14 protein-coding genes and 1 pseudogene are annotated in these 15693 nt (G+C 61.4%); 12 read left to right on the top strand and 3 right to left on the bottom strand.

Translation table 11 applies throughout. From position 1 onward, the window contains the following. Positions 1–67: 67 nt before the first annotated feature. The 11 genes from NBH21_RS19470 (at position 68) to nadE (ending at position 11361) form a co-directional block, all read left to right on the top strand. Entirely contained in the window at positions 68–1603 is a 1536-nt protein-coding gene (locus NBH21_RS19470; RefSeq protein WP_250914430.1) for a sugar ABC transporter ATP-binding protein, read from the top strand. Continuing rightward, a complete protein-coding gene (locus NBH21_RS19465; protein WP_250914431.1) occupies positions 1600–2607 on the top strand; it encodes an ABC transporter permease in 1008 nt (335 codons plus the stop codon). Before NBH21_RS19470 ends, NBH21_RS19465 begins: the two co-directional genes overlap by 4 nt. After that, positions 2604–3590, top strand: coding sequence for a galactofuranose ABC transporter, permease protein YjfF (gene yjfF / locus NBH21_RS19460; RefSeq protein WP_250914432.1), 987 nt, complete (start codon positions 2604–2606; stop codon positions 3588–3590). Before NBH21_RS19465 ends, yjfF begins: the two co-directional genes overlap by 4 nt. Then, entirely contained in the window at positions 3583–4347 is a 765-nt protein-coding gene (locus tag NBH21_RS19455) for a FadR/GntR family transcriptional regulator (protein ID WP_250914433.1), read from the top strand. The genes yjfF and NBH21_RS19455 overlap by 8 nt, the downstream gene beginning before the upstream one ends. 124 nt (positions 4348–4471) lie before the next feature. Beyond that, positions 4472–5224, top strand: a complete 753-nt coding sequence (gene minC, locus NBH21_RS19450) for a septum site-determining protein MinC (protein ID WP_250914434.1) — start codon at positions 4472–4474, stop codon at positions 5222–5224. A gap of 30 nt (positions 5225–5254) precedes the next feature. After that, positions 5255–6070 carry a septum site-determining protein MinD gene (minD, locus tag NBH21_RS19445; RefSeq protein WP_099061277.1) on the top strand — a complete coding sequence of 272 codons (816 nt, stop codon included), beginning with the start codon at positions 5255–5257 and terminating at the stop codon, positions 6068–6070. After that, complete coding sequence (gene minE / locus NBH21_RS19440) at positions 6067–6327, top strand: cell division topological specificity factor MinE (RefSeq protein ID WP_250914435.1); 261 nt, start codon at positions 6067–6069, stop codon at positions 6325–6327. Before minD ends, minE begins: the two co-directional genes overlap by 4 nt. A 257-nt stretch (positions 6328–6584) precedes the next feature. After that, on the top strand, positions 6585–8546 hold the full coding sequence (gene asnB, locus NBH21_RS19435; RefSeq protein ID WP_250914436.1) for an asparagine synthase (glutamine-hydrolyzing): 1962 nt from the start codon (positions 6585–6587) through the stop codon (positions 8544–8546). After that, the gene (locus tag NBH21_RS19430; protein ID WP_250914437.1) at positions 8543–8800 is read left to right on the top strand and encodes an acyl carrier protein; all 258 of its coding nucleotides are present in this window, start codon (positions 8543–8545) and stop codon (positions 8798–8800) included. The genes asnB and NBH21_RS19430 overlap by 4 nt, the downstream gene beginning before the upstream one ends. A 27-nt stretch (positions 8801–8827) precedes the next feature. Beyond that, positions 8828–10369, top strand: coding sequence for a class I adenylate-forming enzyme family protein (locus tag NBH21_RS19425; RefSeq protein WP_250914438.1), 1542 nt, complete (start codon positions 8828–8830; stop codon positions 10367–10369). Positions 10370–10374: 5 nt separating this feature from the next. Continuing rightward, a complete protein-coding gene (gene nadE, locus NBH21_RS19420; protein WP_250914439.1) occupies positions 10375–11361 on the top strand; it encodes an NAD(+) synthase in 987 nt (328 codons plus the stop codon). On the opposite strand, the gene NBH21_RS19415 is transcribed toward nadE, so the two are convergent. Both NBH21_RS19415 and NBH21_RS19410 read right to left on the bottom strand, forming a co-directional pair. Next, a complete protein-coding gene (locus NBH21_RS19415) occupies positions 11354–12460 on the bottom strand; it encodes a hypothetical protein (RefSeq protein ID WP_250914440.1) in 1107 nt (368 codons plus the stop codon). The genes nadE and NBH21_RS19415 overlap by 8 nt on opposite strands. Positions 12461–12670: 210 nt before the next feature. Beyond that, a pseudogene (locus tag NBH21_RS19410) lies at positions 12671–13540 on the bottom strand (MBL fold metallo-hydrolase); the annotation flags it as partial. A 341-nt stretch (positions 13541–13881) separates the two neighbouring features. Here NBH21_RS19410 and NBH21_RS19405 point away from each other — a divergent pair. Continuing rightward, entirely contained in the window at positions 13882–14415 is a 534-nt protein-coding gene (locus NBH21_RS19405) for a DUF992 domain-containing protein (RefSeq protein WP_250914441.1), read from the top strand. A 111-nt stretch (positions 14416–14526) separates the two neighbouring features. Here the strand turns inward: NBH21_RS19405 and NBH21_RS19400 are convergent, their stop codons facing one another. Continuing rightward, a complete protein-coding gene (locus NBH21_RS19400; RefSeq protein ID WP_250914442.1) occupies positions 14527–15690 on the bottom strand; it encodes a serine hydrolase domain-containing protein in 1164 nt (387 codons plus the stop codon). Positions 15691–15693: the final 3 nt, after the last annotated feature.

The following is a 15693-nucleotide window of genomic DNA, read 5'->3' as shown; positions in this document are numbered from 1 at the left end:
CCAGTAATTCCGGCGCCCCTTGCATTGAAGATGAGGTCGGCGAAATATCGTCGCGGAGTGAGGGGGGATGACTATGGAGACAGTGGAACCGGGCACGGATTTCGTGCTGGAGGCGCGTGGTGTCGGCAAGATTTTCGGCCAGAACCGTGCGTTGAACGATGTGACGCTGGGTTTGCGTGCGGGAGAGGTGCATGCCCTCCTGGGTGAAAACGGCGCCGGAAAATCGACACTGATCAAGATCCTGACCGGAGCCTATCAGCCGGATGCCGGCGAAGTCGTGCTCGATGGCAAGGCGGTTCAGTTTCGCGATCCGCTGGACGCCCAGTCCCATGGCATCGGAACCGTCTATCAGGAAGTCAACCTTCTCCCGAACCGCTCCGTTGCGGAAAATCTCTATCTGGGCCATCAGCCGACGCGCTTCGGTTTCGTTCGCAAGTCGCTGATCGCGCGCAATGCCCGCGCGCTTCTTGCGCGTTACGGCCTCGATATCGATGTCGAGGCAGAGCTTGGCAGCTACTCCGTCGCTGTGCAGCAGATCGTCGCCATCTGCCGGGCCGTCGAGCTTTCCGGCAAGGTGCTGGTGCTGGACGAACCCACTGCAAGCCTCGACCGTCACGAGGTCGACAGGCTGTTCGAAGTGATCGCCGCGCTGAAGGCCGAGGGCCTCGCGATCGTCTTCATCACCCATTTCCTCGATCAGGTCTTTGCGATTTCCGACCGCGTGACGATCCTGCGCAACGGTCGGCTTATCGGCACGCGCCCGCTTGCGGGCCTGACGCGCACCGATGTCGTGCGCATGATGCTCGGCAAGGATGTCAGCTTCGTTCCCGCCGTAACCGGCATAGAGGAGCGCGAGGCCGGCCCTGCCATGGTCGAGTTCGATGGTTGCGGCAAGACCGGCAAGGTGAAGCCTTTCTCGGTGCGTATCCACAAGGGCGAGGTGGTCGGCGTGGCCGGGCTTCTCGGATCGGGCCGTACGGAAATGGCGCGTGTCATGTTCGGCGTCGATCCTTCCGACAGCGGGGAGATCCGCATGGGGAAGAAGCGTATCGACCTCAAGAACCCGGTGCAGGCCATTGCTCACGGCTTCGGCTTCTGCCCGGAGGACCGCAAGGCGGAAGGCATTCTCGGGGATCTATCGGTGCGCGAAAACATCGTCATCGCGCTGCAGGGCAAGCTTGGCTGGTTCCGCGCGCTCAATCGCGACGAGCAGATGGAGATTGCGGGCAGGTTTGCCGAGGAACTCGATATTCGCGCGGCTTCTCATGACATGCCGGTGAAACTTCTGTCCGGCGGAAACCAGCAGAAGGTGATCCTCGCGCGCTGGCTGGCGACGGATCCGGATTTCCTCATCCTCGACGAGCCGACGCGTGGCATCGACGTCGGCGCCCATGCCGAAATCGTCCGCACCATCAATCGCCTGCGCGAAGACGGTCTGGCGCTGATGGTGATCTCGTCCGAACTCGATGAAATCGTCGCCTATTCGTCCCGCGTCGTCGTCATGCGCGACCGCGAAATGGTGGCGGAACTGCATGGCGACCAGATAACGCCGGCCGTCATCGTCCAGGCAATTGCAGCCCAGCCCGAAGGAGAAACCGCATGATTGCAGGCCGGCTGACGCGGGCTATCAATCCGCAAACCATTGCCCTGCTCGGCGTGCTGTTCATCAACTGGCTGCTGTTTCCGGGCTTCTTCGACATTACCTGGCAGGACGGTCGGCTGTTCGGCAGCATGATCGACGTGCTGAACCGTGGTGTTCCCGTGGCTATCCTCGCCATAGGCATGACTGCGGTCATCGCGACCAAGGGCGTCGACCTCTCGGTCGGCGCGGTCATGGCGATTTCGGGCGCGGTGGCGGCGACCATGGTGACAGCCGGTTATCCGGGCTATGTGGCTGTCAGCGCAGCACTTGCCGTCGGCCTTGTCTGTGGGTTGTGGAACGGCATCCTCGTGACCTTCCTTGAGATCCAGCCGATCGTCGCGACGCTGGTGCTGATGGTGGCGGGGCGTGGCATCGCGCAGCTCATCACGGAAGGTTCCATCGTGACCTTCGCGGATCCGATCCTGATCTTCCTCGGCACGGGCTCTCTCTTCGGCCTGCCCATGCCTGTGCTGATTGCTGCATGCCTGCTGATCATCAGCGTCGTGGCGGTGCGATCCACTGCCATCGGTCTCTTCATCGAGGCCGTCGGCGTCAACCGGACAGCCGCCAGCCTCGCCGGTATTCACAGCCGGCTGCTGCTGCTTGCCATCTACACCTTCTCCGGCTTTTGCGCCGCTATCTCGGGTATCATCGTTGCCGGCGACATCAGGGGCGCCGATGCCAACAATGCCGGTCTCTGGCTTGAGCTGGATGCGATCCTTGCCGTGGTGATCGGTGGCACGTCGTTGCTCGGCGGACGTTTCTCGATCGCCATGTCGGTGATCGGCGCGATCATCATCCAGGCCATGAATACAGGTATTCTCGTGTCGGGTTTCCCGCCCGAGTTCAACCTGGTGGTCAAGGCCGGCGTGATCATCCTCATCCTGCTGATGCAGTCTCCGCTCGCAGGGCGGCTCGTCGAAGCCCGGCGCAACCGTCGCCTTCTTTCCGGAAAATCCTCATGAACCGCAGCCTTCGTCCTCTGGCGGCAACCGCCCTGATCTTCGCGCTCGCCTATGCGGCCAGCGTCCTGCAATATCCCGGAATGTTCTCGACGCGCGTCCTCGGCAACTTCCTGACCGACAATGCATTTCTCGGCATCGCGGCAGTCGGCATGACCTTCGTGATCCTCTCCGGCGGCATCGATCTTTCCGTCGGCGCGGTGATCGGCTTCACCGGCGTCATGATCGCGGTCCTGGTGTCGTGGTTTGGCTATCACCCGCTCGTCGCCTTTGCCGTGGTGCTGGGGCTTTCCGCGGCTTTCGGTGCGGCAATGGGTGCAGCCATTCACTACCTCCAGGTACCGTCCTTCATCGTGACGCTCGCCGGGATGTTTCTCGCAAGAGGCGTCGCTTCGGTGATCACGCAGGATTCCATTCCGGTGACTCACGCATTTTATTCCAGCGCCTCCTCTACCTATCTCCTCCTGCCGGGCGGCGGGCGGATCAGCCTGATCGGTGGGTTGATGATCCTGGTCTTCATCGTCGGGGCGCTGCTCGCGCACCGCACGCGCTTCGGATCCTACGTCTATGCGCTCGGCGGCAACACCACTTCGGCGCAGCTGATGGGCGTTCCGGTGGCGCGCACGACAATCCTCGTCTATACGCTCTCTGCGACTTTATCGGGTCTCGCAGGTATTGTTTTTTCGCTATATACCTCCGCCGGTTATCCGTTGGCGGCGGTGGGTGTCGAGCTCGATGCGATCGGGGCCGTGGTCATCGGGGGCACCCTGCTGACTGGCGGTTACGGCTTCGTCTTCGGAACCTTCATCGGCGTCATGCTGCAGGGGCTGGTGCAGACCTACATTATCTTCGACGGTACGCTTTCGAGCTGGTGGACGAAGATCGTCATCGGCGGACTGCTGTTCGTCTTCATCGTATTGCAGCGGCTGGTCTTCTCGGCTTCCTCGGTACGAACAAGGGGCTTTTGGAAATTGAAACATGAGTGAACCCGGTAGCCTGATCCGCGCGCGTTCCGGGCGGTCGGCTGCACCCAATTTTCATTCGTTCATCATCAATGAGATCGGGGCCGGCATTGTTTCCGGCCGCTTTCCCGTGGGCTCCATCCTGCCCAGGGACGCCGAACTCATGGACACCTACGGCGTTTCCCGAACAGTGCTGCGTGAGGCGCTGAAGACGCTTGAGGCGAAGGGGCTGGTCGAGGCACGACCGAAGGTCGGAACGCGGGTCTCGCCGAAAAGCCGATGGCAGCTCTTTGACCAGCAGGTGCTGCTCTGGCATTTCGAGGCGGGGCTCGATCCGCAATTCGTGGGTTATCTCTTCGATGTCCGTCGCCTGCTGGAACTCGAAACGGTGCGCCTTGCCGCAAAGCTGCGCACCGCCGATCACATCCGCATGCTCTATTACTGGCTCCAGCAGATGAGCGTATCGCGCGGCATGGCCGATTCTTTCGCTCTTGCCACCTTAGAACTTCATCGCATCCTCGCGGATACCTCGCAGAACCCCTTGCTGCGGGCGGCGCTGGGTGTCACCGAATTCACGCTTGCGGCCGCCATGCCCGTAGGCGATAGCCGCGACAACAGCGTTTTCTACGAGACCGCGATCAACAGACGGCGCAATCTCGTGCAGGCCGTGGAGGCAGGAAATGTCGCCGAGGCGGAGGCGAGCATCTTGCAGGCGATCGAGGCGGATCTTGCCGGGGCCAGAGCCCGTAGCGCCGCCGGCATACTGCAAAACGATCATTGATTTCAGTGGTTTCCGTTTGGCTCGCCTGCCGCGTGCGGCGTGAAAAGCTTTACAAGCGAGTTCCGATATTAACTATTTGTTAACTATGGCGAGGGTACTTACGGTCAACGATTTGTTTACGTAGATGACCAAAGTGCTAACAGACGCCCGCTCGATCCGAATCAAAGGTCGCTCCTTCCTGGCGGTCGTATTGTCGCCGGACCTGCCGCTCGACCAGTGGCTGGAAAGGCTGGACGATCTTGCGGCGCGTTCGGCAGGTTTCTTCCTGTCCCGACCCGTCGTTCTCGACGTCAGCGAGTTGTCGCTCGACAAGGCACAGATCAAGGATCTGCTCGCCGAGCTTGCCGCGCGCAATGTCAGCATCATGGGTATCGAAGGCGCGCGTCCCTCGGCCATCGGGCCGGGAATGCCGCCTGCGCTGAAGGGTGGCCGCCCGGCCTCCGACTTCGAGATCACCCCCTCGGAGCCGACTGACGAGCCGGAAGAGAAGAAACAGTCGAGCGCCTCTGAAGCCGCGCCCGCACTGGTTCCGGAAGTGCGCCCGGTGCTGCAGTCGCTGGTCATCCGCGAGCCGGTGCGCTCGGGACAGTCGGTGATTTTTCCGGAGGGTGACGTGACGATCATCGGATCGGTCGCTTCAGGCGCCGAGGTCATTGCCGGTGGATCTGTCCATATCTACGGCGCGTTGCGCGGTCGCGCCATGGCGGGATCGCTCGGAAACGCCGAAGCACGCATTTTCTGCCGCAAGCTCGAAGCGGAGCTGGTCGCTATCGACGGCATCTACAAGATGGCCGAAGACCTGCCCGCCGCACTTCGCGGTCAACCCGTACAGCTATGGCTCGAAGACGATTCGATCATGGCAGCAAAAGTTATCTGAGCCGATGCCGGCCGAAAACAGGAGAGCAAGATGGGGAAGGTAATCGTCGTCACTTCAGGCAAGGGCGGGGTCGGCAAGACGACCACGACTGCCGCGCTCGGCGCGGCCCTGGCGCAGCGGAACGAAAAGGTTGCTGTCGTGGACTTCGATGTCGGTCTGCGCAACCTCGACCTCGTCATGGGGGCCGAACGCCGGGTGGTTTACGATCTGGTCAATGTGATCCAGGGCGACGCCAAGCTGCAGCAGGCTCTGATCCGTGACAAGCGGCTCGAGACGCTGTTCCTGCTGCCGGCCTCCCAGACGCGCGACAAGGACAACCTGACGCCCGAGGGTGTCGAGTGGGTCATCAACGAACTGCGGCGCTATTTCGACTGGATCATTTGCGACAGCCCGGCCGGGATCGAGCGCGGTGCGACGCTTGCCATGCGGCATGCCGACGTGGCCGTCGTTGTGACCAATCCCGAAGTCTCCTCGGTTCGCGACAGCGATCGCATCATTGGTCTTCTGGACGCCAAGACCCTCAAGGCCGAACGTGGGGAGCGCATGGAAAAGCACTTGCTGCTGACCCGTTACGACCCCGCCCGCGCCGAGCGGGGCGACATGCTGAAGGTGGATGACGTACTGGAAATCCTCTCCATTCCGCTGCTCGGCATCATCCCGGAAAGCATGGATGTGCTGCGTGCCTCCAATATCGGCGCGCCGGTCACGCTTGCCGATGTCCGCAGTGCGCCGGCCATGGCCTATTTCGACGCCGCACGGCGTCTTGCCGGCGAAACTCTGCCAATCACCATTCCAGGAGAAAAGCGAGGAATACTCGGCAAGATCTTCGCCCGGAGGGCAGCATGAGCATCTTTCGGCTTTTCACCCGGCAGAGGTCTGCTCCGATGGCGCGGGAACGCCTTCAGGTCCTTCTCGCCCATGAACGTGCCTCGTCAGGCTCGGATCTCGTGGCAACGCTGCGCGAGGAAATCCTCGCGGTCATCGCAAAGCATGTGGAGCTCGACAGCGATCGCGTGCATGTAAAGATGGATCGCGACGAGCATTATTCGATCCTCGAGATCGATGTCGAAATCCCGCTTGAGACGACCATGCAGGCCGCCTGAGTTTTCGGGACTTCATCATATGGCAGGCGCTGAGGCCTGTCCCTTCATTCAGGCCGTCGACCTCCGGGTGGCGGCCTGAACGATATTTGGGCACGGTTCCGGTGCCTGATGTTGTTACAACATTAAGATTCATTTCATCCGTTTTCGATATCGAGATGATGGATAGATCGGAAAGCCGCCGGTGTGCGGTTTCCGGGCCGCGGTATCGCGGCCAAAGCATCCTTTCAGGCGCATGAAGCATCCGAAGGAATAGCGATATGTGCGGCATTGCCGGCTATATGATCCCCCGCGAGGCACCGGCGATGCCGGCGCTGCTGCGGCGAATGGCCGGCGTCGTCCGTCACCGTGGACCCGATGCGACCGGCATTCATACCGCTCCGGGGATTGGCCTCGCCCATGCCCGTCTCTCCGTCGTCGACGTCGAGGGCGGCGCTCAGCCGATGTCGCTTGCCGATGGCAGCGTTTGGATCTCCTTCAACGGGGAGATTTTCAACCATGTTGAATTGCGCGAAAGCCTCAGGCAGCGTGGCCGTGTTTTCCGCACCCGGTCCGATACGGAAGTCATCCTCCATCTCTACGATCTGTTCGGGCCGGATTGTGTCGATCACCTGAACGGCGATTTCGCCTTCGCGCTTTGGGACGCCCGCCGGGGGCGGCTGATGCTGGCGCGCGATCGCATGGGTGTCCGGCCGCTCTACTACACGGAAGCCTGCGAAGGGCTCTATTTCGGATCCGAGATCAAGGCCTTGTTCGAGGTGCCCGGCATCGATCCGGAACCCGATCCGCTGGCGCTCGACCAGATCTTCACCTTCTGGTTCCCGCTCGCCCCCCGCACGCCGTTCAAGGACATTCTGGAGCTTCCGCCCGGCCACATGCTGCTGGCGGAGGGGGGAACAAGCAGGGTTCGTTGCTACTGGCAGCCCAGCTTTCCCGATGCCAGTCAGGTTGAAACCGGATTGGAAGAAGGCACGGTCAAGGAGGAGCTGCGATCCCTGCTGACCGACGCGGTTCGTATCCGGCTCCGGGCCGATGACCCCTGCGGAGCCTATCTCAGCGGCGGGCTCGATTCCTCTCTGGTGTCGGCAATCGCTGCAGGGCTTTCACCCCAGCCGCTGAAGACCTTTTCGGTGACGTTTGACGATGCCGAATTCGATGAGGCGGGACCGCAGCAGATCGTCGCCGATGCGCTCCGGACGGATCACCATGCATTGCGTTGCGCTGCTGGTGAAATCGGCAGGCTTTTCCCTGATGTGATCCGCCATGTCGAGCAACCCTTGATGCGCACCGGGCCGGTACCGCTCTTCACTCTTGCCGCTCATGTTCGCGAAAACGGGGTCAAGGCGGTGCTGACGGGCGAGGGTGCCGACGAGGTCTTCGCCGGATACGATATCTTCAAGGAAGCCAAGCTTCGCCGCTTCGTCGGGCGGCAGCCTGCTTCTCGCCGCAGGCCTCTGCTTTACCAGCGGCTTTATCCCTATCTGCCGCGTCTCAATCGCCAGTCGCCGGCCTATCTCTCCGCATTCTTCGCGGCGACACCTCGTCCCGATGATCCGATCTATTCGCATCAGCCGCGTTTCCGGGTCACGGCGGGGGCCAAGCTGTTCTTTTCCCGCGAGTTGTCCGATGAAATTGGCGGCTACAGCGCGCTCGATGATCTTCGCGGTCGCCTGCCGGCCGATTTTGCGCGCTGGCATGAACTGCATCAGGCCCAGTATCTGGAAATGACCGGTCTTTTGCCGGGCTATATTCTGTCCGCTCAGGGTGACCGGGTGAGCATGGCCCATGGCATAGAGGGCCGTTATCCCTTTCTCGACCATCGGCTGGTCGAATTTGCCGCGTGCATTCCGCCGTCGATGAAGCTGAAGGGGCTCCGCGAAAAACACATTTTGCGCGAGGTGGCGGGAGACCTCCTGCCGGAGAGTATTCGCGATCGGCCGAAACAACCGTACCGGGCACCTGATGGTGCAGCCTTTATCGGTGAAAGCACGCCCGCCTATGTGCGAGAGCTTCTCTCGGAGGGAACGCTTCGAGACGCCAGACTGTTTGATCCCGCAGCCGTTGGCCGGCTGTTCAGGAAGCTCTCTTCCGGTTCTGCGCCGAGTGCTCGCGACAGTATGGCGCTGACCGGTATCTTGTCGACGCAGCTATGGCATGAAAAATTTCCTCGCCCTGCGCGGGGCGAGAACGACACGCATCCAAGGGGAGTGGCCGCTTCATGATCAATTCCAAGCTTTTGCAGACCGTTCGCGGCTTTATTGCCGATAACTTCCTTTTCCGCGCTGAGAACGAAGCGCTGGGTGATGACCAGTCGCTGCTGGACAGCGGTATCGTGGATTCCACCGGCGTTCTGGAAATCATCGCCTTTCTCGAACAGACCTACGAAATCTCGATAGCTGACAGCGAGATCGTTCCGGAGAACCTCGATTCCGTCGGCCGCATTGCGGATTACGTGGAGCGTAAGCGCGCCGCCTGAGGTGCTGCCGGAGAGACGGAAAAGCCGATGCGCATAGAGGACCATCTGCGCGCGAGCGCCCGCAGGCTACCCGAGAAGGTGGCTTTGACGGCGGGTGAGAAAACGCTGACCTATTCCGGCCTGGATGAAGCCAGCGACCGTCTGGCCGCGGGCCTCATCCGGTTGGGTGTCAGCCCCGGCGACCGGGCCGTGTTGCTTCTGGAAAACGGATCTGAGTTCGTCACATCTCTCTTCGCAATCTGGAAGGCAGGCGCGGTTGCCTGCCCGTTGCATCCGTCCACCCGTGCGGAAAAGCTTGGGCGTATCGTTGAAAGCCTCGGAGCTTCCGCTCTGCTGACGCAGGCCCGGCTGCTGCAGACTGCACAAGCCGCCGTCTCGCGCCGGGACGGCTCGACTGTTCTGCTGGCCTGGGGACTGGCAGAGGATGCGCCGAATGAAAGCTCTTCCCGTTGTGAACAACTCCTTGCCGAAGGAACTGATGCACCTGCATTGCATGACGGCGAGCACGCGCTTGCCCTGATCCTGCACACCTCGGGCTCGACCGGTGAGCCAAAGGGGGTGATGCATACCCATGCGAGCCTCGGTGCCGCCTGTGCTTCAATCATCGCTTATCTCGGCAATGACGAGAACGACATCGTCTTCAACGTCCTGCCGCTGTCCTTCGGCTACGGGCTGACGCAGGTTGTGACCATGGCCATGGTGGGCGGCACTCTGCATCTTGAGAAGTCTTTCGCCTTCCCGGCAGCCATCTTCAAACGACTGGCGGAAACGCAGGCGACGGGGCTACCCCTGGTTCCTTCGATGGCCGCGGCGATTGCCAACATGAAAGAGCTGGAGCCCGGCTTCCTGCCTGAAATCCGTTACATCACCAGCGCGGCTGCCGCGCTGCCTCCGGCGATTGCCGGCAAGGTCAGGCGGCTCTTTCCCGCTGCGCGGCTTCACGTCATGTACGGCCAGACGGAATGCATCAGGGCCTTGAGCCTGCCGCCGGAAGCATTCGACGCGCATCCCGCGTCGGTTGGTTTCGCCATTCCCAGAACGGAGGCATTCGTCATCGACGAGAATGGCGAACGGGCTGCCCCGGGAATGGTCGGCGAACTCGTGATACGCGGTCCCCATGTCATGGCTGGCTACTGGAACGACCCGGAAGCGAGCACTGCCAAACTGCGAGGTGAGGCTGGCGGCAATAGCCGTACGTTGCTGACGGGGGATCTGTTTTCCGCCGATGAGAACGGGTTCCTGACCTTCGTCTCCCGCCGCGATGACATCATCAAGTCGCGTGGGGAGAAGGTCAGCCCTCAGGAGGTCGAGCGAGCGCTTTATGCCATCGACGGAATTGCAGAGGCAGCGGTGACAGGAGTTCCGGATGACTTCCTTGGTCAGGCGGTGAAGGCCTTTGTTGTCTTGGCGCCCGGCGTCACGCTCTCCCATCGGGATATCGTGCGTAGCCTCGCGCGGACACTGGAAGATTACATGCTGCCCCAGAGCACGGAGTTCTGCGATAGCCTGCCGAAAACGGCATCGGGCAAATTGCGGCTGGGACTGGCACAGGAAACAATCGGGGATTGAGGGATATGACGCATTTCAGCGCAGACGAATTGCGGCTCGATGCAGACGGGGAGATCGCGCGGATTTCCGGCTGGATGGTCGAAACCGTGGGAAAGACGCTGCGCAAGCGCGGCGTCGTGGTCGGCCTTTCCGGCGGGATCGACAGTTCGGTGACCGCCGCGCTGGCGGTTCGTGCGCTCGGGGCGGACAAGGTGTTCGGCCTTTTCATGCCGGAAGACGAATCCGACCCGCAGAGCCTCGAACTCGGGCGACAGCTTGCGGAGAAGCTTGGCATTTCGACCGCCGTGGAAAACATCGGTCCGATCCTTGTCGCCGCCGGTTGCTATACCCGCCGCGATGCCTTCATCCGGGAGATCCTGCCGGAATATGGCGAGGGATGGCGTTGCAAGGTGGTGCTGGAATCGGCCCTGTCCGGCCGGGGTTACAATATCTCCTGGCTGGTTGCCGTCGATCCCGATGGCCGCGAGTACAGGCAGCGCATGCCGCTCACCGTCTATCTTGGCATGATTGCGGCCGCGAACATGAAGCAGAGAACGCGCAAGCAACTGGAATACTACCACGCCGACCGCCTGAATTTTGCCGTTGCGGGAACGCCGAACCGGCTGGAATACGATCAGGGCTTCTTCGTGAAGAACGGTGACGGCGCGGCCGACCTGAAGCCTATCGCCCATCTCTACAAGACGCAGGTCTACCAGTTGGCGGAGGCGCTGGGCGTTCCCGAGGGCATTCGCCAGCGGCCGCCGACCACCGATACCTGGTCTCTGCCGCAGACGCAGGACGAATATTATTTCTCCCTGCCTTATCGCGAAATGGATCTCAGCCTCTACGCCCTCGACCGGGGAAAGAGCATTACTGATACGGCAGCCGTCGTCGGACTGTCGGAAGCCGAGGTGGAAGCGGTGTGGAAGAGCATCGAGGCAAAGCGCCGCGTGGCCGCCTATCTCGGCGCACCGCCGCTGACCATGCTGGAGAAGACGCAGGGCGTCAGGTGAAACGTTCGCCGATCAGCGGCGACCATGTTTCTCCCGCAAGGCCAGTGATCAGGGCCTTGCCGTTGTCGATCGCCTCGCGAATTTCACGGTCTTTCGTCTGGGCAACCACGAAGGAGCGGCCGAGAAACAGGGCCTTCTTGCGCAGCAGGAAAGGTGTGAGCCAGGGCTGGCCGGCACCGCGGATCGCGGCGCAGCCGGCATCGGCGGCGTGATGAAGCATATCGTCCACCATCGCTTCCATCCGTTCCGGACGGGCGAGCGATTGCAGTACCCAGGCAATACTACCGGGGCGGCCGTAATAGACATGGGCGGCAACCGGAGCCCCGTCCGATCCATAGGCGACCCGCCGCACGATCTGGCCGAACTGGCTCTTTTCCCTTGCCTGAGCGAGCAACCAGCCGAGAGATTGCCGGTTCCAGACGGGAGCGAGGGGAAAGGCAGGTGCCAGTGCCATCAGCGCTTCGGCAAGTTTTTCTTCACCGACATCCTGAAACGCCGGACCTTTTCCGCTCGCCGTCTCAAGGCCGAAGGAGGAAACGCCTCCCATGAGCGCGATCCGGTCGGCAAACACTCCGAAGGGCTTCAGTAATTTCGCGGCGGGGTGCACGCGGTTCAGGATATCGATGCCGGTAGACCCCGGCCGGAAAACCCGCAGCCAGTTCATGCTGTAGGCAGGGATCAGGTCGTGGCCGAGCTTGCGCCACATACCGAGCGCCGTGGCATTGGCAGTTTCGCTGATCGAAACGTCCTGCGGACCGGAAAGAAAGGCCCGGATAAGACGGGCACCGGCCAGCGGATTTTCCTTCGGGCGCTCTACCATCATGCTGCCGGCAAACGCCGCGCGGATCTCCCGGCCATCGATGGTCATGCGAGCGGGATTGACGCCGATGAAGCCCGAGACCTTGCCGGCCTCGTTCACGAATACGTGCGAAGGCAGGTCCGCGTCCGCGAAGGGATGGTCGATGAAAGTCTGCCTCAGGGCGGCCTCAAGTGCCGGCGAGGCCGGGGTCCCGTCACGAAAAGTTCGCTGGAAAAGATCTGCGACCGGGGCAAGATCGTCTTTGTTCAAGGGACGGACGGTGGAGGCAGGACTGTTCAAGGGTTCAAATATCCGGAAGGCCTGAAATCGTGGAAATGCTCTATGCCGTTATTTTTTCGCAATTCCGAACGTAAAGCCGCTGCACACCTTTACTGGAATTGCTTCAGATCTATACGATCACGAGCCGCATCGCGACTGCAATTTCCCCTACTGGAGGGCCATGAAAGCCTTCCGGCTATGACGGAGTTTCGCGGGGATCGGGGACATCGGTTACCAGACAGAGCCAGGCAGGGCATTCAACGGAATCTTGAGGTAGCGCTGGCCATCTTCCTCCGGTTCCGGCAGACGACCGCCCCGGATATTCACCTGCAGCGCGTGCAGGATGAGTTTTGGCATCGGAAGCGTCTTGTCCCTCGCTGTCCTCAAGGCGACGAACGCGGCCTCGTCCTTGCCGTTGACATGCGCATTGCTGCGCTTCTGTTCATCAACCGTGGTTTCCCACAGGGGCTCGCGTCCTCCCGGTTGATAGTCGTGGCCGACGAAAAGCCTGGTGTCGCCGGGAAGCGACAGGATCTGCTGGATCGAGTTCCAGAGACAGTTTGCGCTGCCGCCTGGAAAATCGGCTCGTGCAGAGCCGCTGTCGGGCATGAAGAGCGTGTCGTGGATGAAGGCGGCATCGCCGATCATATAGGTGATGGAGGCGAGCGTATGCCCGGGCGAAAAGAGCACGCGCGCCTCAAGTTCGCCTATCGTGAAACTGTCACCCCCAGCGAAGAGGCGGTCCCATTGCGAGCCGTCGGCCGGGAATTCGGGCCAGTTGTAGATGCCCTTCCAGAGTTGCTGAACCGCCGTCACATGGCTACCAATCGCCGTCTGTGCCCCGGTCCGTTCCTTCAGGTAATGAGCGGACGAAAAGTGATCGGCATGGGGATGGGTATCGAGGATCCATTCGAGTTCCAGTCCCTGTTCCTCGATATAGGCGAGCAGGCGATCCGCATTGGTCGTGGCCGTCGAGCCGGATTTCTCATCATAGTCCAGCACCGGGTCGATGATGGCGCATTTGTGCGTTGCCGGATCGGAAACGACGTATTGAACGCTGAACGTCCGCTTGTCGAAAAAGCCTTGAACGACCGGCTTGCGGTTCATGAAAATTCTCCATTGTTTTCGAGGTACGCCATCATGGAGGGCGTCGCGCCGCCGAAAAATAGCATGGCTGAAATACAGTCTTTCATTCGCCGCTCCGGTTCCCGGGCGGGCCGATATCTTCGTTGGTTTTCCCGCGGCTGGCGAGAACCCTGTTGCTCATCTCTTCGGATGTTGTCGGGTTGGCGGAAAGTTTTCGTGTGGGCATACGAAGCCGTGGGGCTTCCTTGCCGGGCGCGGACCATTCTTTCGCCATATGCGTTGACCAAAGGTAATCATGTCCCGTCGATCGCTTGATTCCCTATCAGCGGTCGCATCAGCTTTGAAGGAGTACAGGGATGAAAAAGATTTTTGCCGTGGCGCTCGCCGCCCTGCCGGTTCTGGCAGGCGCCGGAGCCGCCGTTTCGGCCGATGCCATCTCCCGTCAGGAACCGGTTCCGGATTTCAGGGAACAGGATAGCCGCGGTGGCGTCCGGATCGGCTATCTCGATTGCTCGATCGGTGGCGGTGTCGGTTATGTTCTCGGGTCTGCCAAGGAAGCCGATTGCGTGTTCACCTCCGCGATCGGCAGCGAGCCGCTCGACCGTTACACCGGCGTCGTTCGCAAGATGGGCGTCGATGTGGGCTTCACCACCCGCAGCCGTATGGTCTGGGCCGTGTTCGCCCCGACAGCCGGCTATCACCATGGCTCGCTCGGCGGCCTCTATCAGGGCGCTACCGCGGAAGCGACTGTTGGCGCTGGCATCGGCGCCAATATCCTCATTGGCGGCACGTCGGGTTCCATCCATCTGCAGACGATCAGCGTGAGCGGCCAGCTCGGCCTGAACCTTGCTGCAACCGGCACGTCCGTGACGCTTACGCCGGAAAGCTGATTTCTCGACACGGGCTGCCGGCTGAGAGATCGGCAGGTGGCCGGAAGTCGATGATAAAACAGGAAGGCGCGTCCAACCGGACGCGCCTTCCTGCATTCTGGATGTAAAAGATCAGCGCTTCAGGTGCTTGCCCAGTGCGCGGAATATCTGCAGTGTCTGCTGGTCGAGGTCGTCGTCGGCCGGAATGGGCTGAGATGAAAGCTTGACTGCTGTCATTTCCGCGGCCGGATCGACATAGATCCATTGACCGTGAATGCCGATGGCGCAGAACTCGCCGGGCACATCATCAGGGATGTACCACTTCGACCGGTAGCGCCCCGAAGCGAAGAGGTCGGTCAGGTCGCCGCGAGCCCAGGCCTGGCGGTCGCCGCCGTTGAGGATGTCGTCGATCCAGCTTTCCGGGATGACCTGCCGGCCATCGACGAGGCCCTTGAGCCGCATCATTTCGCCAAAACGCGTGAGGTCCGCAACCGTGGTGCAGATGCCGCCTGCGGTTCTGGCTCCGCCCTGCCGATCCACCGTGATGTAGGCATCGTTTTCGGCACCCATCGGCTGCCAGATGTAGCGCGACAGCAGTTCCGCCATCGCCATGCCGCCGGCGCGTTCGAGGATCCAGCCGAGAACGTCGGAGTTGGGTGAAACGTAATGGAACTTCTCGCCATGCGGACCGGCATCATGCGGAAGGGTCGCGACGAAGTCGTGCAAGCCACCCTCATATTCGAAGGCCTTCGGCGGATCCCAGTCCATCGCCACCCGGTAGCGGGCGACATCGCCCTTCGGATCGAGATAATCCTCGATGAAGCGAACCGATACGGTCATATCCAGGATATGACGGACAGTGCAGTCGCCATAGGCGGAGGCGGCCAGTTCCGGCACATAACGGATCACCGGCTGGTCGACATCGAGTTCGCCGCGCTCGACCAGCACACCGGCAAGGGTGCCGGTGAGGGACTTACTCACGGAAAAGACGATGTGGCGCGTTTCTGCGTCGGTGGCGGGGCCATACTGCTCGGCAATGATCCGGCCGCGATGCAGGACCATGAAGCCGTCGGTAAAGCTGTCGGAGAGAGCGGCGCTGATGGTCTTGCCGCCATCCGTCGAGATCGCCGACAGATCCACTTTCTCGGCGCGTGGCAGGGGACGCTTGTCCTGCCCGGTCTTGATCGGCTGGGTGGTGACCAGCCGGTCGACATGGCTGAAGCCCCAGGTGTTGTAGGGATGACGACGCCAGTTCTCCAGCGTCGCCTCGGGCAGTTCCGTTGTCATTGTTGTCATCGT

The organism is Ciceribacter sichuanensis, from assembly GCF_024055605.1.
GTDB classification, from domain to species: Bacteria; Pseudomonadota; Alphaproteobacteria; order Rhizobiales; family Rhizobiaceae; genus Allorhizobium; species Allorhizobium sichuanense.
The sequence above is the reverse complement of the archived record's forward strand: the minus strand, read 5'-3'. Positions and strand labels throughout refer to the sequence as shown.